The organism is Polyangiaceae bacterium, from assembly GCA_020633235.1.
Classification (GTDB): domain Bacteria; phylum Myxococcota_A; class Polyangia; order Polyangiales; family Polyangiaceae; genus JACKEA01.
In genome coordinates this window covers 695,896-717,712 of record JACKEA010000003.1, presented here as the reverse complement: position 1 = coordinate 717,712, position 21,817 = coordinate 695,896, and the positions used below count along the sequence as shown (strand labels likewise).

The 21,817-nt window shown below is 67.1% G+C and carries 18 protein-coding genes; 17 read left to right on the top strand and 1 reads right to left on the bottom strand.

Annotated features, from left to right (window positions below; all coding sequences use genetic code 11):
* Positions 1-44: 44 nt before the first annotated feature.
* From H6717_20040 to fliW, 15 genes are all read left to right on the top strand, one after another.
* On the top strand, positions 45-848 hold the full coding sequence (locus tag H6717_20040; GenBank protein MCB9579331.1) for a FliM/FliN family flagellar motor switch protein: 804 nt from the start codon (positions 45-47) through the stop codon (positions 846-848).
* Positions 849-1,250, top strand: a complete 402-nt coding sequence (gene fliN / locus H6717_20035; protein ID MCB9579330.1) for a flagellar motor switch protein FliN — start codon at positions 849-851, stop codon at positions 1,248-1,250.
* Positions 1,251-1,258: 8 nt separating this feature from the next.
* A complete protein-coding gene (locus tag H6717_20030; protein ID MCB9579329.1) occupies positions 1,259-1,885 on the top strand; it encodes a flagellar biosynthetic protein FliO in 627 nt (208 codons plus the stop codon).
* A complete protein-coding gene (fliP, locus tag H6717_20025; GenBank protein MCB9579328.1) occupies positions 1,882-2,538 on the top strand; it encodes a flagellar type III secretion system pore protein FliP in 657 nt (218 codons plus the stop codon). Before H6717_20030 ends, fliP begins: the two co-directional genes overlap by 4 nt.
* 35 nt (positions 2,539-2,573) lie before the next feature.
* On the top strand, positions 2,574-2,804 hold the full coding sequence (locus tag H6717_20020) for a flagellar biosynthetic protein FliQ (protein MCB9579327.1): 231 nt from the start codon (positions 2,574-2,576) through the stop codon (positions 2,802-2,804).
* Between the two features lie 4 nt (positions 2,805-2,808).
* Positions 2,809-3,582 carry a flagellar biosynthetic protein FliR gene (locus H6717_20015; GenBank protein MCB9579326.1) on the top strand — a complete coding sequence of 258 codons (774 nt, stop codon included), beginning with the start codon at positions 2,809-2,811 and terminating at the stop codon, positions 3,580-3,582.
* A gap of 7 nt (positions 3,583-3,589) precedes the next feature.
* Positions 3,590-4,657, top strand: coding sequence for an EscU/YscU/HrcU family type III secretion system export apparatus switch protein (locus H6717_20010; GenBank protein MCB9579325.1), 1,068 nt, complete (start codon positions 3,590-3,592; stop codon positions 4,655-4,657).
* 65 nt (positions 4,658-4,722) lie between these two features.
* Positions 4,723-7,107 (top strand): PAS domain-containing protein, encoded by a 2,385-nt coding sequence (locus tag H6717_20005; GenBank protein ID MCB9579324.1) that lies wholly within the window; start codon positions 4,723-4,725, stop codon positions 7,105-7,107.
* Positions 7,104-8,294, top strand: coding sequence for an HDOD domain-containing protein (locus tag H6717_20000; protein ID MCB9579323.1), 1,191 nt, complete (start codon positions 7,104-7,106; stop codon positions 8,292-8,294). The genes H6717_20005 and H6717_20000 overlap by 4 nt, the downstream gene beginning before the upstream one ends.
* A gap of 1 nt (position 8,295) precedes the next feature.
* Positions 8,296-9,453 (top strand): response regulator, encoded by a 1,158-nt coding sequence (locus H6717_19995; protein MCB9579322.1) that lies wholly within the window; start codon positions 8,296-8,298, stop codon positions 9,451-9,453.
* A gap of 125 nt (positions 9,454-9,578) precedes the next feature.
* Complete coding sequence (gene flhA, locus H6717_19990) at positions 9,579-11,669, top strand: flagellar biosynthesis protein FlhA (GenBank protein ID MCB9579321.1); 2,091 nt, start codon at positions 9,579-9,581, stop codon at positions 11,667-11,669.
* Positions 11,670-11,685: 16 nt separating this feature from the next.
* Positions 11,686-12,813, top strand: coding sequence for a flagellar biosynthesis protein FlhF (gene flhF / locus H6717_19985; protein ID MCB9579320.1), 1,128 nt, complete (start codon positions 11,686-11,688; stop codon positions 12,811-12,813).
* A 17-nt stretch (positions 12,814-12,830) separates the two neighbouring features.
* Entirely contained in the window at positions 12,831-13,532 is a 702-nt protein-coding gene (locus H6717_19980; GenBank protein MCB9579319.1) for a FliA/WhiG family RNA polymerase sigma factor, read from the top strand.
* 63 nt (positions 13,533-13,595) lie between these two features.
* On the top strand, positions 13,596-14,339 hold the full coding sequence (locus H6717_19975; protein MCB9579318.1) for a HAMP domain-containing histidine kinase: 744 nt from the start codon (positions 13,596-13,598) through the stop codon (positions 14,337-14,339).
* 34 nt (positions 14,340-14,373) lie between these two features.
* Positions 14,374-14,913 carry a flagellar assembly protein FliW gene (fliW, locus tag H6717_19970; protein ID MCB9579317.1) on the top strand — a complete coding sequence of 180 codons (540 nt, stop codon included), beginning with the start codon at positions 14,374-14,376 and terminating at the stop codon, positions 14,911-14,913.
* Between the two features lie 91 nt (positions 14,914-15,004).
* Here the strand turns inward: fliW and H6717_19965 are convergent, their stop codons facing one another.
* Entirely contained in the window at positions 15,005-18,634 is a 3,630-nt protein-coding gene (locus H6717_19965) for a protein kinase (protein MCB9579316.1), read from the bottom strand.
* A 61-nt stretch (positions 18,635-18,695) separates the two neighbouring features.
* On the opposite strand from H6717_19965, the gene H6717_19960 reads away from it, so the two are divergent.
* Positions 18,696-19,421, top strand: coding sequence for a single-stranded DNA-binding protein (locus H6717_19960; protein ID MCB9579315.1), 726 nt, complete (start codon positions 18,696-18,698; stop codon positions 19,419-19,421).
* Positions 19,414-21,672 carry a M20/M25/M40 family metallo-hydrolase gene (locus H6717_19955; GenBank protein ID MCB9579314.1) on the top strand — a complete coding sequence of 753 codons (2,259 nt, stop codon included), beginning with the start codon at positions 19,414-19,416 and terminating at the stop codon, positions 21,670-21,672. The genes H6717_19960 and H6717_19955 overlap by 8 nt, the downstream gene beginning before the upstream one ends.
* Positions 21,673-21,817: the final 145 nt, after the last annotated feature.

Genomic DNA, 21,817 nt, shown 5'->3' with positions numbered 1-21,817 from the left:
GCGTCGTCGACCTAACGGGCAAAGAGCGCCACCTGAGAGCAGCCATGCACGCCATGGGGCTCGTGGGTGCGGGCTTTGCACGGGCCGCGCGGCGAACGCTGCCATTTCTGGTGCGTCGTCGGGCGCGCCTCATCCCACTTCCCGTGTCCATCAGCGACGCGTTGAGCTCCGTTCAGGTGATCAAGGAGACCACCTTCGAGGTTCGGCTCGAGGCGGAGGAGTCCTCCGCCTGGGGACGACTGACGTTGAACGCCGGTGCCCTCGCCCTGTTGCTGGATGGTGCCCTGGGGGGCGACGCGTCGAACGTCGGGCCCCTGACGACGGGCTTGTCCTTGGCCCAAGCCGCCCTCGTCACACGGATCGCCAATTCCTTGGCGCAGGACCTGTGCCTGGCCGTCGAAGACCAGGTCGACATCCGCATGAAGGTCGTTGCGGCGCGAAGCCTCGCCGTCGACGATCCCGTCGAGATCCCGGAGACGGACGGACTGACGGTCGAGTGTTTCTTCGAGGGAATGCTGGAAGAAGCCGTAATCCAGATCTCGCTCAGCGCCGAAGCGCTGGAAGCAGCGGCGCGCGAGCAGGCGCACGACGAGGACCCCGCCGCCGGTGACCCGCGCATGGCGGAGGCACTGCTGGACGTCCCCGTCGAGGTGATGGCGGTGCTCGGAACTTTGACACTCGGACTACGGCACGTTTTGACACTTCAGGTGGGGCAGGTGCTTCGGCTCTCCACCGCGCTGGACGACGCCGTGGAGGTCCGCGTGGGGGGAATTCCCAAGTTTGCTGCGGTTCCCGTCACGTCACGGGGGCAGTTGTCAGTGCGGATTCGCGGTCGGCACGAAGAATGAATGTCGGAGGGCGAAATGAGCGACAGCGTCACTCCGTCGGTTCCCGGTCAAGCGGCGTCACTGGTTGGTGACGCCGGGCCGATTTCTCCGCTCTCGGCTCCGTCCGCGGATCAGTCGCCGCCGCCGGCGCTCAGGGGCATCGATTCTCTCGGCTTCGTGATGGACGTGCCGGTTCAGGTCACCATCGAGCTTGGTCGCAAGTCGCTGAAGGTCTCGGACGTGCTCAGGCTCGGTCCCGGTTCGGTGGTCGAGCTCTCGAAGGCGAACGGCGAGCCCCTCGACATCTACGTGAACGACCGCCTGATCGCTCGCGGCGAGGCCGTGGTCGTCGGTGAACGCTACGGCATTCGCCTCACGGAGGTCCTGGTCGGCGACGAGAACGCGGGGCCTCGGAGGCAATGATGCGGAGCGTGGCCACGGCCCTGCTTTTTGCCCTGCTACTCACCGCGGGCCCCGCGGCGGCGGACGAGGCGCCCGACGCCTCCACCTCGGGCAACCGCAGCTGGCTCGCTCATCGAACGACGCCTCCAACGCTGTCGGTCGCGCGTCGAGACCCCGGACCCACGCCCTGGCGCACGGGGGCCTTGTTGGTCGTGCTGGCCCTGCTCGGGGGCGGCGCGTTCGTGCTTCGCAGCAAGCGGCGCGGCGCCGTCAAACGCTCCGGTGCAAAGGCCATCACGGTGGAGGAAGCCCAGCGCGTAGGTCCGAAGGCTCATGCAGTGGTCGCGCGGGTGGGGGGGCGACGGGTGCTGCTCGGGGTCACGGATCACGCGGTGAGCTGTCTCGCGTGGCTCGATGACGAAAAGCCTGAGGAGCCGGTCGAGGCACCGGAGCCGGAGGACGAAATCAAGCCGCCGGGATTCGTGGACGCCTTGCGTATCGCGTTGGGTCGAAGAGACCCGGCGCCAGAACCAGCAGTGGAGCCCGCGTTGGCCATTGCCGAGCGGACGCAGGACCGCTTCGTGCGATCCCAGCCCATCGTGGAGGTGGAGAGCCAGGCCGCTGGCCTCGTGCGCCGGCTGGAGCGCCTGTCATGATTGGTCTCGACACGGCGCTTTCGGGACAGCAGCTTGCGCCATCGCTCAAGCTGCTCCTGATCGTCACGCTGCTGTCGCTGTTGCCCGCCATCGTGCTCACCTGCACGTCGTTCGTGCGCACCGTCGTCGTGCTGTCCTTCGTTCGCCAAGGCATCGGCACCCAGACGCCGCCCAGCCAGGTCATCATCGGCCTGTCCCTGTTCCTGACGCTGTTCACCATGGCGCCGGTGTTCGACGAAATGAAACGCGTGGCCTACGATCCCTATCAGGCCGGCGCCATCACCGAGGTTCAAGCCTTGGAACGCGCGGTGGAACCGCTCGAGAGCTTCATGTTGCGGCAGACGCGCGAAGCGGATCTGCAGCTCTTCTACGACGTGACCAACGAACCGTTGCCTCAGTCGGCCAAGGACGTTCCGCTCACGTTTGCGATTCCGGCGTTCGTGATCTCCGAGCTCACCACGGCCTTCCAGATGGGTGTCATCGTGCTGTTGCCCTTCCTGGTCGTGGACTTGGCGGTGTCCTCCTTGCTCATGAGCATGGGCATGATGATGGTGCCGCCCACCACGCTGAGCTTGCCGATCAAGCTGCTGCTCTTCGTGCTGGTCGATGGTTGGAACCTGCTGGCGGGATCCCTGCTGAGGAGCTTCTCGTGACGACCGACGGCGCAGTGGAGTTGCTCCGCAACGCGATGATCGCCGCGGCCATCGTGGCCGGGCCGATGCTGCTCGCCGCTCTCGTGGTCGGGCTCATCGTGGGCGTGCTTCAGGCTGCCACGCAGGTCAACGAAGCGAGCATCAGCTATGTATCGAAGCTCCTCGTGATCTCTGCCACGTTCATCGTCCTCGGTTCTTGGACGCTCCGCCAGCTGGTGGATTACACCTCTCGAACCATCGCTTCGATCACGGAAGTGACGCGGTGATGGTGTGCTCGATCGCCTCGTCATAGCCGAGATCGTCGCGCTGGTTCTGGCGATGACGCGCATCTCGGGGCTGGTGATGATTGCGCCGCTGTCCTGGAGCGCGGCGCCCATGCGCGTGAAGGCAGGCCTGACGATCGTGCTGGCCATTGCCGTCCATGGGCACATCGGCGTTGAGCCGGGCGTGGGAGACTCGCCGCTCAGCCTGCTTCTGGCAGTGGTTTCGGAGCTCATCCTGGGGTTGGCCATGGGGTTCGTGGTGCGGCTCACCATCGCCGTGGCGGAGATCGCGGCCGACGTGATCGGGCCGCCCATGGGGCTCGGAGTGGCTCAGGTCTTCGACCCGTCCCTGCACGGTACCCAGACGGTGCTGGCCAAGCTGTTCCGCCACTTCGCGATCCTCTTGGCTCTGCTCGCGGGAGCGCACCGCGTCGTGATCAGCGCAGTCCTGACCAGCTTTCGCATGGTGCCCCTCGGAGGCATCCCGCACGTGGAGGCCAGCGTGCCGGGCCTGGTGGATCTCTCCGTGAGTGCTCTCGAAGCCGGGGTTCGCATCGCGATCCCGGTGCTCGCGATCCTGTTCATGGTGCAGGTCGCACTGGCCTTCGTGTCGCGAGCTGCTCCTGCAATGCAGATCTTCTCGATCGGTTTCGCGGTCACGCTCTCCGTTGGAGGGCTGGTGCTGATCCTTGCGGCGCCGGACACCGCCTACCAACTGCTCGCCGAGGTGTCTCGCCTTGGCGGTCGGCTCGAGACCGTCCTCACACAAGTGATGACTTGAGGGCGCCATGTCCGAGCACGACGACAGCGAAAAGACCTTAGAGGCCACACCAGAACGACGAAAGAAGGCCCGCGAAGACGGACAGTTCCCGCGCTCGCGTGACGCCGCAGCGGTGGCGGCGTCACTGGCGGTGCTGGCCGGGCTGATGGTGTTTCAGAAGCAGCTGGGGGCAGAGCTGAGGGAGCTCGCCAGTGCCTGCTTCTCCCAGACCGATCAACTGCGCTCGGCTGGCGTGACGCGCATCGCTGGCCAAGCGATGACGAGCCTGGCGTTGATCGCACTTCCCATCGCGCTGGTGGCTGCGGCCGCCGCGGTGGCCATGGGCTTCGCCGAGGCCGGCTACATGCCGAGGCTCGAGCTGGTGGAGCCGAAGTGGAACCGTTTGGCGCCGCTCGGAAAGCTGAAGCAGCTCTTCTCGCCCCAGACCGGAGCCAGCAACACCGCCCTCGCCCTAGGCCGCGTCGCGGTCGTAGGGGGAGTCGCTTACAAGGTCTGTCGCGACGCATTCCCGGCGCTCACTCGGCTGTCGCGCACGCCACTTTCCGGCGGTATCGAAGCGCTGCTCGACATCGCCAGCCGTCTGGCACTCTGGTCCACCCTTGCCCTCGCGGTGCTCTCGGCCATCGATTACGCGACCTCTTGGTTCCGCCATGAGAAGCAAATCCGCATGAGCCACCAGGAGATGAAGGACGAGTTCAAGCAGCAGGAAGGTGACCCCCGAGTCAAGAGCCGCCAGCGCGCGAAGGCGCGTGAGATGTTGCGACGGAACATCGCAAAGGAGGTGAAGACTGCGGACGTCGTCGTCACCAACCCCACCCACGTGGCCGTCGCCTTGCGCTATCGACCCGAGGAAGGCGCCCCTGTCGTCGTAGCCAAGGGCTACGACGAGGTGGCGCAATACATCAAGAAGCTCGCCAAGGAGTACGGCATCGTCGCGGTGGAGAACGTCCCGTTGGCACGCACCCTGGCGGAGCGGGTGAAGACCGGCAAAACCATTCCGATGGAGCTCTACGCGGCGGTGGCCGAGGTGCTCGCCTTCGTGTTCCGCATGCGGAATCGAGGGGTACGGGCATAGTTCCCTCAACACGTGGACGTTTTTGCCGTTCATCTCAGCGTATGAGTCCACGCACCCGATCCCGATTGCCCCGGACCTTCTTGGTGGTGGGGGGATTGGTTTCCCTGGCGCTGGTGTTGGTGCCGGTGGGCGAGCGTTTGGGCGTGGGGTACATCACGGGATTCTCGTTCGGGTCCGCGGGCCACGTTTTGGTAGAAGGGTTGAGCGTCGCTGCCGCGGCGTTCACCGGCCTTGCCCTCTTGTACGAATACGAGATCGACGCCGAGGGATCTGCCGCGACGCTGTTGCTCGGGCTTGCGTTTCTGGGCTCTGCAGCCCTGGAGGCGATTCACGCGGGCCACTCCCTGGGCCGGCCGAGCCCGACCGACAGCTACGAAGGCTGGCTTGCGACAGGGGTCTATCCGGCGTTGATGCTGACGGTCGGTTCCGAGGTTTCTCGACGCTGGAACGCTGGTCAGAGGCGCTTGGGGCTGCCTGCCCTGGCTGCCGTTCTGATCTTGGCGTCTTGGGCGCTGCCTCCCTTCGGCGACGCGACCTGCGTGGGACTAGTGGCGCTCGCCTTCATTCTACTCCAGCTCCGTCATCGCGCCTGCTCGAGCACCATCGACGACGCCCTGCGTTGGGTGCTGGCTCCGGCGCTGGCGGCGCAGCTAGCCATGGTTGTCGCAACGAAGGACTACGGTTTGGGCTTCGGGGCAGCGCACATGTTGCGCTGGATTGCCTATGCATTGCCGCTCGGCGCTTTGGCACAACACCATGCACAAGCGCGCGGGCAGCTCGCCCGGGCATTGCGTCGAGCCGAGCGGGCCGCGCGCTCGCGGCGTCGCACCATGCAGCGACTGCGAGAACGCGACGAGCAACTGGCGCTCGCGCTGGGGGCGGGGTCGACGACCACGTGGCATTACTCCGTGGAACACCGGCGTTTCGAAGGAGATGGTCAGATCCGCAGCTTGCTCGGACGGGGGGCGTCGGGTCCACGCTACGCCGCCAAGGACGAGCTCATCGAGCTCATCCACCCTGAGGACCGTCCATTCTTTCGCCAAGCGCTGGCTGCCGCGCTCAGCGATGGTGACCCCCTCGCACTCTACGTTCGGGTGCGCGGAGACCACGGAGATCGACACCTGTCGCTTCGGGGCAGCGCCGTGCGTCGCGGTGACGGCAGCGTCGGCGCGCTCATCGGCGTGTGCCAGGACGTGACGGCCGAGAAGGAAGCGGCGGATGAACGCCGGCGCCGAGAGGCTCGACTGATAAGCTTCCTGGAGGCATTGCCCGTGGGCGTGTTCGTCGTCGAAGCGGGCGGCCCGGTGTTCGCCAATCGAATGGCGATGGAGCTCACGCCTCAGGTGTTCGACTTCCGTCCCGGCGATGCATGGAGTCGAGTTCTGGACGTGCGGCGTGCCAAGACCGACGAGCGCTATCCGGAGAAGGAGCTGCCGCTCGTCGTCGCGTGGAAACGCGGCCGTGGACTGGCGGACGACCTCGTGGTCCAGCGACAAGGACAGGACGTGCCCATCGCCATGTGGGCAAATCGAGAAGAATCCGCATCCGGAACCCAGTTCGTGATCGTCGTGGTCGAGGACGTGAGTGACCGCAAGGGCTTGGAGGCGCAGCTCTTTCACGCTCGCAAGTTGGAGGCGGTGGGCCGCTTGTCCGCTGGAATCGCGCACGAGATCAACACGCCCACTCAGTTCGTGAGTGACAACGTGCAGTTCCTGTCCGATGCCATCGAGCGTCTCAAGGCCCTGTTCCAAGCTTGGGATGACGCACGTCCACGGCTCGGGCCAGAGGCGCGCAAGACCCTCGAGCGCGTCGAGCGTAAGTGTCGACTGACCTACCTGCGAGACGAGGTGCCTCGCGCCGTGGCCCAGTCCCTCGAGGGCCTCGACCGCATCGCCACCATCGTGCAAGCGATGAAGGAGTTCTCGCATCCGGGTACCGGCTCCGAGCGGACGCTGGTGGACGTGAACCGTTGCATCGACACCACCGTCACCGTCGCCCGGAACGAATGGAAGTACGTGGCGGACGTCGAGCTGAACTTGGAGGCGAGCTTGCCCCCGGTAAGCGGCCTCTCGAACGACCTCAATCAAGTGTTCCTCAACATGATCGTCAACGCCGCGCACGCCATTCGGGCGCGTGTGGAGGCAGCGCCTGGTGAAAAGGGGCGCATCGTGCTCTCGACGCACGCGGCGAACGACCATGTCGTCGTGTCGGTCAAGGACGACGGTTGCGGGATGCCCACGTCCGTCGTGGAGCGGATCTTCGATCCCTTCTTCACGACCAAACCCGTGGGGCAGGGCACGGGGCAAGGGCTGGCGATTGCCCATCACGTGATCGTGAACAAGCACGGCGGGCGCTTGCGAGTGGAGAGCGAGCCTGGTCAGGGCTCCACGTTCATCATCGAGCTACCGGTAGCAGGAGCGCGCGAGGCGCTCGGGGAGGATGCGGCATGAGACTTCTATTCGTCGACGACGAGCCGAACGTGCTCGCGGGGCTACGCCGCCTCTTGTTTCGCTACGACGATCAGTGGGACATGCGTTTCTGCACCAGCGGCCAAGAGGCGCTCCAGGTGTTGGAGGAAGAGCAGGTGGACGTGCTCGTCACCGACATGCGGATGCCGGGAATCGATGGCGCACACCTGCTGCAAGCTGCCCACGACCGGTTCCCGGGTGTGGCCCGGGTGGTGCTGTCGGGGCATACGGAAGTGGAGGCCGCGCTTCGCGCCCTCCCCGTTGCCCATCAGTTCTTGACCAAGCCCTGCCCGGCCGAGCAGCTTCGCGGCGCGTTGGAACGCGCCGCTACCCTCAAGTCGATCGTTCAGGACCCCGCGCTGCGGCAGCTGATAGGCGGCCTCACGGGTCTTCCCGCGCAGCCGAAGGTGTTCTTCGAGCTGAATCGAGTGCTGTGTGAGCCGCGGAGCTCAGCCAAGGACCTCGCGGGCGTCGTTGGTCGCGACATCGGCATCTCCACCAAGGCCCTGCAGCTGGTGAACACCGCGTTTTTTGCGGGACGGGCGCCCATCACGGACATCGAGCAAGCCGTAGCGCGGCTCGGGACCAACGTGCTGAAGGCCATCGTGCTGGACACGGAAGTGGCCACCGCCTTTCGCGCCGGGCCGGAGCACGTGCCCTTCATCGAGGAAAGCGCACAGGAATCCCTACAGGTGGCGCGTGTTGGCGAACGCCTGGCGCGGCGCTTCAGCAATTCCATCAGCGCGGCGAAGATCGCAGCGGATTCCTTCATTACCGGCCTCGAGCACGATGTCGGGTTCTTGGTGCTCGCGTCGGTGCGTCCCGATGCACTGAGCACGGTGCTCGAGCAGGCGGCGAAGCGTCCCCGCCTGGAGGTCGAGCGTGAGGTGCTCGGTACCACTCACGCGGAGATTGGCGCTTACCTCCTGAGCTTGTGGGGGCTGCCGGACGTGATCAGCGAAGCGGTCGCGCTGCACCACACGCCAGACGCGCTCGAGGGGCGCGGCCTGGACACGGCCAGCGTCTTGGCGTTCGCTCATGCATTGGTGGACGAGGCGAACGGTCGTCAGGGAGTCCCCACGGTGAGCGACCTTCTGGAGATCACGAAGGCGGACGCCTCCGTCGACGCGCTTCGGCGCGTCCGCGACGAGGCTATCGGAGGGAAGTAGGATGGAAGAGGCCGCTCTCGAGAGGATCCTGTTGGTGGACGACGAGCCCTTGGTGCTCGAGGGCCTCGCGCGGCAGCTGGGCTGGGAGTTCGAAGTGTCCACGGCTCCGAGTGGTGCGCGGGCGCTGGAGCTCGTCCAGAGCGAAGGCCCCTTCGCCGTGGTCATCTCCGACATGCGCATGCCGAACATGGACGGCGCCGAGTTCCTGGAGCGGGCCCGCGCCTTGGATCCGGACATGGTGCGCGTGCTGCTCACGGGTCAGAGCGACCTCTTGCAGGCCATTCGCGCGGTCAATCACGGCCAGCTGTTTCGCTTCTTGAGCAAGCCCTGTCCGCCGGACGTGCTGGTGCCAACCATCCAAGACGCCGTGCGGCAGCACCGGCTGCTGACGGCGGAGCGCGAGCTTCTGGAAAAGACCCTGCGCGGCAGCGTGCAGACGCTGCTCGACACCTTGGCGCTGGCTCAGCCCGACACCTTCGGTCGCGCGCGGCGGGTCGAGCAGTACGTCGTCGAGGTTCTCGATACCATCGGCGAAAAGGAGCAATGGTCCATTCAGCTGGCGGCGCTCCTCTGTCACCTGCCCCTCATCACTCTGCCACCGGAAACGCTGCGGAGGTACTTCGACGGCAAGCGGATGTCCGCCGCGGAGCAGAGCATGATCGACGGGCTGCCGGAAGTCGGGGATCAGCTACTCGCGAACATTCCTCGCCTCGAGCTCGTGCGGGAGCTTCTACGCACTCGCGACCGCCCGCCAGCAAGTGCGCCCCTCGGTGCTCGCGTCCTGCGTCTCGTGTACGACTATCACCTGCTCGAAGCGCGAGGCTTGCCCGCTGCGGCTGCCATCGCCGTGCTCGAGCGGCAGGCCAGCTCGTACGATCCCAAGTTGCTCGCGCTGCTTCCGAAGCTCTCCTTCGCGCTCGTCACCGTGGTGAACGTGCGCACGGTCACCCTTCCAGAGTTGCGTGTCGGGATGCTCTTGGCAGAAGACGTCAAGGCCGCCAGCGGCATGACCATCGTGGCCAAGGGCACCGAGGTGACCGGCAGTCTGATCCAACGGTTGAAGAACTTCTCGCACGGGGTGGGGCTGGACGGGGACATCTGCGTGGTGACGCACGAGCTGGTTCCCGCGAACGGCAAGCGGCTGGCGTCGGCCAGTTGACCGTCGGCGCGCCAGCGGCCTGGCGCGGGCCAAGCCGTTGACACCAGTGAACACCGGGAAACTGTACGGATTTACCCCTGTCTGACCGCCACGCCGGTGGCACGCTTCTGGCAAATGCCCGAGGCGTGACGACCGCGACCGGCTCCCAGACGGATTCGGGAAGCGTCAAGGAATTGGCGGTCCCCCTCGCCATCATCGGCATCGTGCTGATGATGGTGCTGCCGCTGCCGCGCTTCCTCATCGACGGTCTGCTGGCCTTCAGTCTCGCCATCAGCATCGGCGTGTTCCTGATCGGCCTGTTCATGGAGCAGCCTCTGGAGTTCAGCTCCTTCCCGGCGGTGATCCTGGTCGCGACGCTGCTCCGGTTGAGCCTGAACGTCGCCACCACGCGCCTGATCCTGCTGAACGGCAAGGAGGGACACGCCGCGGCGGGGAGGGTGGTCGAGACGTTCGGCAAGTTCGTGGTCGGCGGCAACGTGGTCGTCGGCCTCGTCGTGTTTCTGATCCTGGTGGTCATCAACTTCGTGGTCATCACCAAGGGTGCTGGTCGCGTGGCGGAGGTCGCCGCGCGCTTCGCCTTGGACGGCATGCCGGGCAAGCAGATGGCCATCGACGCGGATCTCAACGCCGGCATCATCTCCGCCGACGTTGCTCGCACGCGGCGCAAGGCCATCGAGCGCGAGGCCGACTTCTACGGCGCGATGGACGGCGCCAGCAAGTTCGTCAAGGGCGACGCCATCGCGGGCCTCTTGATCACCGCCATCAACCTGGTTGGCGGTTTGCTCCTGGGCGTGATGGGCGGAATGTCGCTCTCCACGGCGGCAGAAACCTTCTCGATCCTGTCCGTCGGCGACGCCCTGGTCAGCCAGATGCCGTCACTTCTGGTGTCTACCGCTGCGGGCGTGGTGGTCACCCGTTCCGCCACGGGAGAGCAGCTGACCCGCGCTTTCCGCACGCAGTTGCTCGGCTCCCGCCGCGCGATGATCGCCTCCGCCGCGGTGCTCTCGGTGTTCGCTTTCCTGCCGGGGATGCCGGCGTTGCCGTTCCTGGGCATCGCCGGCGCGTTGATCTGGACGGCCCGGAAGCAGCAAGCCGCGCCAACGCCGCCGGAGGGCGAAGCGACCGAGGGTGGTTCCGCGCCGGTCCAGCCAGCATCTCAGGAAGACATCGAAACCTCCCTGCCTCTGGACGTGATGGCGCTCGAGGTCGGCTACGAGCTGGTCGGCATCGTGGATCCGAAGGTGGGCGGCACGCTGGTGGATCGTATCTCCGCACTGCGCAAGCAGGTGGCGTTGGACTTGGGCATCGTCATTCCCCCGGTTCACATTCGAGACAACCTCGCCATCTCGCCCGGCGCGTATCGCTTCATGCTGCTGGGGACCGAGGTAGCCACCGGCGTGGTTCGCGCCGGCAAGCTATTGGCGCTCGACGCGTCAGGAAACGCGCCACCCATCGACGGCGAGGCCACCAAGGACCCCGCCTTCGGTACGCCGGCGCGTTGGATCGCGGCGCGCGATCGAGAGCTGGCGGAGGCCCTCGGCTACACCGTGGTGGACCACACCACCATCGTGGCCACGCACCTGGCGGAGCTGGTGCGGCGGAACGCCCACGAGATCCTGGGCCGGGCCGAGCTTTCGCACCTTTTCGAGGTGTTTTCGCGCTCCACGCCCAAGCTGGTGGACGACCTGATCCCCGGGCAAATGTCCCTCGGCGAGGTGCTCAAGCTGATGCGCAACCTGCTGCGGGAGAACGTCTCCATCCGCAATCTGCGCACCATTTTGGAAGGGCTCATCGAGCTCAGCGTGAACACGCGGGACCCCGAACAGCTCACGGAAATGGTGCGGCAGCGCCTGTCTCGCCAGCTCACGGCCCAGGTTTCCGGTCGCGATGGCGCCGTCACCACGCTGGTGCTGGACGCCAGCGTGGAGGAGATCTTCCGGCGCTCGCTGCGAGAGATCGCGGCGGGCACGGGTGGTGCATTGGACCCAGAGCAAGCCAAGCGGCTCGGTGAGTCGCTGGAGGCTGCTACTCAACGAATGCTCTCGGCGGGAATGGCTCCCGTCGTGGTTTCCAGCCCCGACATCCGTCGCTACGTTCGTGCGTTTGCCGAACGTCGCGTACCCACGCTCGTCGTCCTGTCATTCCGGGAGATCGAGCCGGACGCCACGCTGCGACCGTTCGAGGTGATTGCTCTTCAGGAGCGCGAGCTCGGCTAGTTGAAGGAGGTACCCCTTGCAATACCAGACGTTCAAGGGCGCGGACGTGAACCAGGCCCTGTCGCGAGTGAAAGCCGCTTGCGGTCCTGACGCCATCATCTACTCCACGCGCAAGGTGAGCAACGGGCGTGGTGGCGCGCTGGGCAGCCACTACGTGGAGATCGAGGCGGCGCCGCCCAACGAGCGGTTCAACTGGGGATTCCAGGACCCGCGCAGCAAGCACCCGACGGAGCGTGCTTCGGCGGCTCCTGCTCGCCCCTGGAGCGGCGGGCGCCGTGGCCATGGAACACCCACCCTCGGTCTGGACGTTCACCAGCTCCAGCGGGAGATCGGGACGCTGCGAGCCATGCTGGAGGATCTCAACGCCAGCCGTCCGCCCAAGCAGCGCGCCCTCTCGATGTTGGCCTCCTGGGGCGTCGAGCTCGGGTTGGCGCGCACGCTGGTGACCGGGTCGACGCGGGCGGCGCGTCGCGGTGAGCTCGCTCTCAGGCACTGGCTCGCGGATCAGCTCCGGGACCGCATTCAGGTCGCACAAGAGTTCTTGACCTGCCAAGAGCCGACTGTCGTCTTCGCCGTGGGCCAGACGGGCGTCGGAAAGACGACGTCCCTCGCCAAGATCGCGGCGCGCGCTCGCCTGGACTACGGCCATCCGGTCACCGTCATCACGCTCGATACGTTCCGCGTCGGCGCCTTGGAGCAGTGGCAACGCTACGCGAACTTGATGGGCGTGACGCTCAGGGTGGCGCGCAGCGTGGAGGAGTTCGAAAACACCCTCGCCGAGGTGCGCACGCCCCTGGTTCTGGTGGACACCGCCGGGCGCAGCACGGCGTCCGACTCCGACTGGATCGTTCCGGGCTGTGTGCAGGCCGTGGAAAACCGCAACACCCACGTGATGCTCGTGCTTCCGGCGTGGACGCGCGGCAGCGACGCCGAGCGCGTCGTCAAAGGCTACCTGGACGCCGGCCTCACCGGCATCTGCGTCACGAAGCTCGACGAGACGGTTCAGTACGGCGGCATCGTTCACGCCGCGCTGCCGCAGGAGCTTCCCATCTACTACCTGTGCGATGGGCCCCGAGTTCCCGAGGACATCCAGCCAGCAACGATCGACGCCGTCGTGGCGGCACTGACCGAGGGGTCGAATTGACCACTGAAATGATTGCCATGAGTACCGCCGAACAGAGACAGCCCCGCCACGGAAGAGACGTGGTGGACCAGTACATGCCGATGGTTCGGCGCATCGCCATCCGCACCACGCGAACGCTGCCGTCCAGTGTCAGCTTCGACGACGTGCTGAGCGCCGGATGGGTCGGCATGGCGGAAGCGCTTTCTCGCCGTACCCCCGACATGGACGACGAGCACTTCCAGGCCTACGCGTCCTACCGCGTGCGTGGAGCGATTCTCGACTACCTGCGCGGCCTCGATCCCCTCTCGCGCAAGCTCAGGAACGCCTCGCGCAAGATCTCGGAGACGGCCGCCGAGCTGTCGACGCGCCTCGGCCGTATGCCGGAAGAAGAAGAGGTCGCCGCCGAGCTCGGTCTGACCCTCGAGAAGTACCACGCTCTCCTCGGTGAGATCTCCGAGGCGGGCTACGCTCGCCTGTCACTCACGGGCGCCGAACAGTCGGAAGCGCCGCTGCCTGAGTTCATTGCGTCCCGCGCGGAGCTGATCGAGGAGGTGAGCAAGATCACGACCTCGCTCCCCGAGCGCCTGCAGGTGGTGCTGGCCCTCTACTACCAAGAGCAGTGCAGCTTCCGCGAGATTGGCGAGGTGCTCGGTGTGACCGAGAGCCGCGTGTGCCAGCTCCACTCGGAAGCGGTGCACCTGATTCGAGCCAGACTGGATCGACCCCGCCCGAGGCGCTGAGTGGAAGTATTTTTCTCAAGCTCCGGGCTCCGGCGTCGTTCACCGAAGACGAGGAGACGTGTGATGGGCTTCGAACGAAAGCGGGACGCTGGTGAGGACGCCGAACTTTCCGGTGTCTTCCTGGCCCGTGAGAGCCTCCAGCCCTCGGAGACCAGGACCTTTGCGCTGCACGACGCCAAGAACCTGGCGTTCGCTCTGCAATCCAGCCTGGAGTGGCTTCAAAGCCGTCTGAGTCACGAGTCTCGAGACGTGACCGACAGCGTGCAGGACATGGCGGAGACGTGCAGTGAGCTCTCGAAGCTCCTGCTTCAGACGCTCCGTGCCGAGCGGGAGGGGCCGGGAAGGCTGCCCTTGAGCCGCCGTCCGGTGCCGGCGTCCACCTTCACGCGGCGCGTCGTGCGCCGCTTCCGCGACCGCGCCCGACAGATGGGCGTCGAGCTCCGGGTGGAGAACGGGGAGGAGGGCATCGCCGACGTCGACACCGAGCTCATCGAGCGCGTGCTCGACAACCTGGTCGACAACGCCTTGAGGGTCGCGCCCGCCGGAACCGCCGTCACGGTCTACTCCGGCTGCACCGACGACACCTTGCTGCTGTCCGTTTCCGACGAGGGGCCCGGCATCCCGGCGCAGGATCAAGATCGCGTGTTCGATCTGTTTTGCGGATCGGGGCGGGAGCCGAGTGGCGGCGCCGGCGTGGGCCTCACGTTCTGCAATCGAGTGGTGGAAGCTCACGGGGGCAGGTTGGGCATCGATGCCGGCGAAGAAAGCGGCACGACGTTCATCGTTCGTATCCCTGCGGGGACCTGAGAATTGGCACCGCGATTGCAACACCAATCACCGAATGGGCGGTAGTCGCTCCGAAACGAAGGATTCCGAGATGAAGATCGAAAGTGCACGGTTTGGAACCATCGAGCTCGAAGCTACCGAGCTCATCTACTTCCCCGCGGGCGTCATCGGATTTCCCGAGGAAACCGCGTTCGCTCTCATCCGTCACGGTGATTCCCCGTGTATCGGATGGCTGCAATCGGTGAAAACCCCGGAAATCGCCTTCCCGGTCGTGTCGGTCCATGGCTTGGGCGTCGAATATCCGGACGTCCCGCTGGAGACCGCGCTGGAGATGGCGAACTTGGGCGACATCGGCGACGAGATCGCAGTGATGGCCATGCTCAGCGCGCAGCGCGGGCAGCCCGCGACGGTCAATCTCATGGCACCCATCATCGTCAATGTGACGACACGCCGTGCCATGCAGATGCACCTCGAAGGAACTCGTTACTCCACCCGCGAGCTGTTCGTCCTCCCTCGGGAGACGACCGCGAACGATCCCACGATGGCCATGGACAAAAACGCCCCGGTCCAGGCTTCCACCGTGGCCGCGGAGTGATCCAACCGAGCCCGCCAGATCCTGCCCTGGATCTGGCGGGCTCACCTCTTTTCGTTTTCTTGTTGGTGCGGCGCGATACCCGTCGCGCACGTCACACGTCGGGCGGCCAATACCAACCGCGGGGTGCGTCCAGCCGCCGCTGCTCGATGGCGCGATGGACCGGGCTCGCCGCCACGAAGCGCCGCGCCGCCCTTTCGTCGCCCATCTTCGCGGCGTGGGTGCCGAGCGCCTTCGCCGCGCCTTCGAGTCGGCGCGCCGCCTGCTTTCGGCGACCCAGGCGCGCCAGCAGCACGGCCTCCATCAGTCGGACCTCGAGCGCCGTCGCGAACACGTCGGAGAAGCGCATGCGGCTGTCGTCGAGGGCCGGTCGCAGGCTATCCAGGGCGCGCTGGGAGTCGCCTTCGTAGTCCCATACCGCGGCCGTCGCGGAACAGTGGCGCTGGCGGGATTCCGAAAGCTCCGCTCGCCCCTCCAGCTCGTCGAACTTCGAGAGATAGCGCCGTGCTTCGTCGGGTTTGTCGCGCATCAATAGTGCCCGCGTCAGGCCACACAGAGCGTGGGAGTCCTGCACCGCCACTGATCGCTCTCGGTTTTGCTCGTGCCCGCGTCGGTAGTAGTCCACGGCTTTGTCGAGGTGGCCTCGGAGCACCGCCAAGTCTCCCAGGTTGGAGTTTGCCAGGGCCGCGATCACGGGTGCAGCGGGGCTGGACGGTCCCACGATGGACGAGAGCTCGCGCTCGGCGTCGTCCAACCGACCGACGGCCAGGTACAGCTGACCGAGGTTGTTCTTGGTGATCAGCGCGGAGGCACGCAAGCCCAGGCGTTCCTTCAGCTCGCTCGAACGTTCGAAGGCGGCCGTTGCCTCCACGATGAGCCCTGTCCATTGGCACACGGTCCCCAGGTTGTTCAGCGCCTTGGCCTCGCCCTCGGCGCTGCCACCTTCTCGAGCCCGGCGTACCGCCTGGCGGTACAGGCCGAGTGCCGCGCTCACTCGGCCGACCTCGCGTTCGGCATTCCCCAGCGCACGCAGCGCCTCGGATTGCGCCACCGGATCTCGAGCCGCACGGGCAGTGGCTACCGAACGCCGGGCGTGCTCGCGAGCGACTTCCGGCTGCCCCAAACGCAGGCTCGATAGTGACGCGCCGAGCCAGGCCCTCGACGCGAACCCGTGCCGCTCACCCTCGGCGGCGAGGGTCGCCGCGCGGGTGTAGTCGACCAACGCCTGCTGCTGGTCGCCGTAGTCCTCGTGGATCGTTGCGCGGCTCAGCGCGACCTCCGCCGAGAGCTCCGGTGCCTTGATGCCTTCCAAGAGCTCGCGCGCGCGGGCCGGCTCGCCGCGCGCCACGGCGCTGCGAGCCTGGCGCAGTCGGATTTCCATCTGCTCACGCGGAGCGCAGCCGTCGAGCCGGGCGTTCAGAGCTGCGAGCGCTTCGTCCGCGGCGTCGCCGAAGCCCGCGAGCACGTTGACGTCCAGCGCCTCGAGCCACACCGAGACCGGGACCTCGCCCTGGCGGCCGTACAGCTCGATTTCCGTCGCGATGGCGAGCACCGTCTGATCCGGGCGTCCCGCGGCTTCCGCGGCCCGCGCCGCGGCGCGGGCGATGGACACGGCGCGACCGAGATCCTCACCGCGAGCGAAGTGGTCCGCGGCGGAGAGCAGCTTGCGCCAGTCCTTGCCTCCCGTCTTGCGGCGCAAGGCGCCGGCTCGCCGGTGCGCTGCCCGGAGTGTCCGCGCCGGCGCGGAGGAAAGCACCATCTCCCGGTATCGGTCGTGCATTGCGTACTGGGGTCGGCCGCGCTCGTCGGAGCGCTCCTCGACCAGCCCGGCTCGCACCAGCCGTCGCACCGCGAGCGCCGCACGAGATGGATCCCGCTCGGCGACGACGGCCGCTTCGGCGCCAGAGCACTCGCCGCCGAGCACGGCGACGCTCAAGGCGACCCGGCGGCTCTCGGCGTCCAGCTGCCGGATGCGAGCGCGAAGCACCTCGGCGATGGGCAGATCCGGCAGCGGGCGACGCGCGACCCAGCGGCCGTCAGTGCGGGCGATGGCGCCGGTCTCCAGCGCCAAGCGCAAGGATTCCTGCACGTGCTGCGCCGTCGTCGGACGCTGCCCGAGCTCGCTGCCGGCGAGCAGATCCGTTTGGCCGAACATCGAATCCAGGAGCTGTCGGACGGCGTCCGGCGACAGCTCCTCGCAACGGATGGTGTCGGCCCCCACTTCGGACGGCAGCGGTTCCACCAATGGGTTCGGGCGGGACGAGATCAGGAAATGGGCGCGAGCGTGCTCCCGGCGAGCGCTTTGCACCAGCGCCGTCAGCAGCTCCACCACGTCGGCGTCGGCCCAGTGGACGTCTTCGACGGCGAGCACGCCGGGGGTATGCTCGAAGCACAGCGCCAGGGCGCGGCCCAGGGCCTCGATGCGCGTGCGGCGTGCGCGCTTCGGATCCATCGCGATGCCCAGGCGTTCGCGGCGGCGGCGGAGCTCCGGCAAGGCTCGGGCAAGCTCGCGGCGGTCGTCCTCCGAAAGGCGATCGACGACCGCCGGCGTGAGCACGGCCCGCGCGATGGACGGCACCACCGACTTGGCGGCCCAGCTCGCCTGAACGCGCACCTGGACCCAGTTTCGCCCGGCAAGCTGCACGTGCTTTTGCAGCTCACGGAGCAAACGCGATTTCCCGCTGCCGGCTCCGCCCAAGACCAACGTCGCCGCACCGCTCGGCTCGTCGACGACGACACACTGACGCAGGTTCGCGACGGCGTCTTCTTGTCCGACGAACCGACCGGAGAGCACGTAGCTCGCCAGCGTTTCCGGCGCTTCCGCGGGGAGAGGGGCGTCGTTGGCGGCGGCCAGCGCGCTCAAGACTTCGGCTGCGGAGGCGTAGCGGGCGCCCGGATCCTTGGCCAGGAGCCGGAGGATCACCTCGGCAACTCGCGGACTCACGCCGGAGAGGGGCGGCACCCTCGCGGTCAGGTGCTTCGCGAGGATCTGGGGACCTGTGCCGTGATACGGCGCTTCGCCCATCACTTGGCGGTAGAGCACCACGCCGAGGGAGTAGAGATCCGCCCGGGCGTCCAAAGGGCCCGCCGTGATCGCCTCCGGTGCCATGTAGGCGAAGGTACCGACCAGCCGATAGTCGTCAGCACCGCCGAAGGCGCGCGAAATACCGAAGTCCAGCAGCGTCAGCCGCCCGCCGGCTTCGTCCACCAAGACGTTGGAAGGCTTCACGTCCCGATGCAGGATGCCGCGAGCGTGGAGATACTCGAGGGCGCGACACAGCTGCGTCCACAACGGCAGGCTCTTGGGATCGTCCGGACGCAGGCTGCTCTCCGCCAAGGGGACGCCGGTCACCAAAGACTGGGTGAAGTAGGCGACGTCGTCGCTCACGTTTCCGAAGTCGTGCACTTCCGCCAGGTTTGGGTGCGAGAGCGAAGCGAGCAGCGAGAATTCGGCTCGCAGCGTGTCGAGGGAGCGGGCGTCCGCGTCCAGAAGACGAGCGAGCTTCAACGCCAGCCGGTGGCCAGAGCGCTCGTCCACGACCTGGTACACCTCGCCGAATCCACCCAAGCCGAGCAGCCGTTCCACGCGATAGCGCTCGCAGATCAGGCTTCCGTCCGCGAACGCGCGGGAAGGCTTTTCGCCGGTTTGCACCGTGCCCGAATCGACCACCGTCAGCTCGGCGTTCTGCTCGCTTGCTTCCATGTCCGGTTCGGGCCGAACCATCACCGTGAATTGTAGCCGAGATCGCTTTGCAGGAGCGGCGGCATGGTCTATCGACTTCGGCGTGGACCTGATTCGCATCAGTCGGGAGCTCTCGCGAGAAGTGTCCAAGCTGAGCTTCGAACCGCCGGTTTGCTTCGTGTACAACCCGCTGGCGTACGCTCGTGACGCCCACGAGGCGTACCTGAGGCGCTTTGGCGGCGGCGAGAAACGTGTGGTGTTCGTCGGAATGAACCCCGGGCCCTTCGGCATGGCGCAAACCGGCGTGCCCTTCGGAGAAGTGGCGGCCGTGCGCGACTGGCTCCAGATCAACGAGAAGGTTCGCCGTCCGGCGAAGGAACACGAAAAGCGTCCCATTCTCGGCTTCGATTGCCAGCGCTCGGAGGTCAGCGGCGCGCGGCTGTGGGGCTTGTTTCGCGACGCCTTCAAGACGCCGGAGCGCTTCTTCCGCGAGCACTTCGTGGTCAACTACTGCCCGTTGGTGTTCATGGAAGAGGGCGGCAAGAACCGCGTTCCCGAGAAGCTCCCGGAGGCCGAGCGCACGCCGTTGTTCGACGCCTGCGACAAGGCGCTGAAGCGAACGATGGCGGAGCTCCGTCCGGATCTCGTGGTCGGCGTCGGCGCCTTCGCGGAGAAGCGCGCGCGCCTCGTTCTCGGCGACGACGTGCGTATCGGGAGCATCCTGCATCCGAGCCCGGCGAGCCCCCTGGCCAACCAGGGCTGGGCGCCCCGCGTCACTCTTCAGCTTCGGGAGCTCGGAGTGCGGATGCCGGCGGCGCCTCGTGGCTGAGCCTCCGAGACTTGGTTCCGGCGCCCTCTTGCTCGGGCTCCTGCTCGCCGGCGTGTGCCTGCTCTTGGCGCGGGCCACGCTCACGCCGCCGAAGCCGCGCCCCGCCTCTGCCGCCGCCAGCGTCTTCTCGGAAGAGCGGGCGAGGGCCACGCTGCGTCGAGTGCTCGAGACGGGTCGCCCGCATCCGGTGGGCTCCGAAGCGAACGAAGCGGTACGCCGCCGCGTCGAGCAGGAGCTCTTGGCGCTCGGGCTCGCGCCCAAGCTGGAGCAGGCGGTGGCTTGCGGCGGGCGCGGCACCTGCGCTCGCGTGCAAAACATCCTGACGCGCATCGAAGGATCCGAGCCGGGGCCCGCCGTGTTGCTGGCGGCCCATTATGATTCCGTGGGCGCCGGGCCCGGCGCCGCGGACGACGGTTCCGGCGTTGCCGCCGTGCTCGAGGTCGCCCGCGCGCTGGTGCGGGGGGAGAAGCCGAAGTCCCCGGTCCTGCTCCTGATCGACGATGGCGAGGAATCCGGGCTGCTCGGTGCCCGGGCGTTCGTCGAGAGCAGCGCCGTGAAAGACGTCGGCGCGGTGGTGAACCTGGAGGCGCGTGGCACTCGGGGGCCCAGCTTGTTGTTCGAGACCACCGGAGAGGACGCTTGGCTCATGGGCGTCATCGGCCCACGCCTCGCGCATCCCGTCACCAGCTCGCTGTTCTATTCCGTGTACCGGCGCATGCCGAACGACACGGACCTGTCCGTGTTTCGGCGGCGCGGACTAGCGGGCGTGGGCTTCGCGTTCATCGGCGGCGTCACGCAGTACCACACTCCGCTCGACGACATCGAGCACCTGTCGGCGCCGAGCCTGCAGCACCAAGGGGACAACGCTCTCGCCGCGGTTCGCGCCCTCTCTGCCGCGCGGGAGCTGTCGTCGCCTCCCCAGGGAGAAGCCGTCTACTTCGATCTGCTCGGGCGCACGGTGGTGAGCTGGTCGCTCTTGTGGGCCCGCGTGCTCGGCGGCATGGCGCTGGCGCTCGCGGTCGTCGCCGTCCTGCTCTTGCGCCGCCGCGCTGCGATCTCCTTGCGCCGCGTCGCCGCGTCGTCCCTGCGGTTGCTCGGCGGCTTCGCAGTAGCGCTCCTGCTCGGTACCTTGGCTCAGCGCGGCTGGCACGCGGTAGGCGCGTTGCCGACACCTTTTGTCGCACACCCAACGCCGTTTTCGGTGGCTTGTGCGGCGGCTGCGACGCTTTCTGTCGCTATCGTCGCGCGTCTCGGTCGTCAGGGGCTCGAGGAGTGGCTCGGCGCGCTCTTCTCGTGGCTGCTACTGGCGCTCGTCCTCGCGGTGGTGATGCCCAAGGCGAGCTTCGTGTTCTTGGTTCCGGCGCTCTCCGGCGCTCTCGCGGCGTGCATCGGCTTCGCGCGCGAGGAGCGCGCCGCGGCCCCGGCGCTCGCCGTGTTGGTGTTCGCCGTCAGCGCCTTCGTTTTGTGGTTTCCTGTCGCGTTCTTGTTGGAAGACGCCGTCGGGTTCGCGGTGCCGGGCGTGACCGCGTTGGTGTGGGCGCTGTCGCTCTCGCCTCTGGCTCCATTGCTCATGGTGACCGGCAAGCGCACGCGCACGCGCCTCGTCGTGCTCGCCGCCGCCGCGTTCCTGGCCGCGGTCTTCGTTGCCGGAGCGATGAAACCGTTCTCCGCCGAAGCTCCGCAGCGCATGAGCATCGCGCTCCACGTGGAAGGCGAGCGCAGTCGCTTCCTGGTGGATGCTTCCGGCGGCCCCGTCTCCGAAGCGCTCGCCGAGCGCCTCGAGCTCGGCAAAGAGCTCGTGGATCCCTCGCCCTGGTTCGGCGGATGGGGGCCCGAGGTGCGCGCCGCCGCCGGGCCCCGCGTTTCGCTCACGCCGCCCGACGCCGAGCTCGTCGCCTCCGCGCCCAAGGGCGCCGAGCGTCGCATTCGACTGCGTCTGCGGAGCGCGCGCGGAGCGCGTCTTCTCTCCGTGGAGTGGCCGGCGTCCGCTTCGGTGAAGAACGTTACGATCGCAGGCAGCGTCGTCGAGCCTTGGCCCACTCGCAGCGGTTACCGCGTGAGCTACGCGGGTCCCACCCGAACAGACGGCGTGATCTTGGAGCTGACCACCGGCCCGGCACCGCTACGCCTTCGAATCGCGGATCACACGCTTGGCTTCCCGCGTGGTGTCGCGGCACCACTCCGTCCCGTCAGCGCGCAGCCCTCACAACTCGGTGATGTCACCGTGGTCAGCCGACCCATTACATTTTGATGTCGTTCCGCCGCGAGCCCCTTGGGACGCGCCTTTCGCCAGCGTCGAGGACACGGCGCGCCTTGGAGCCCAGTTCTCGCCGCATCCAGCCTCGTGGGCCGAGTCCTGTGAGCGAATTTCCCGCCTTTTCGCTGCAAAGCCCAGG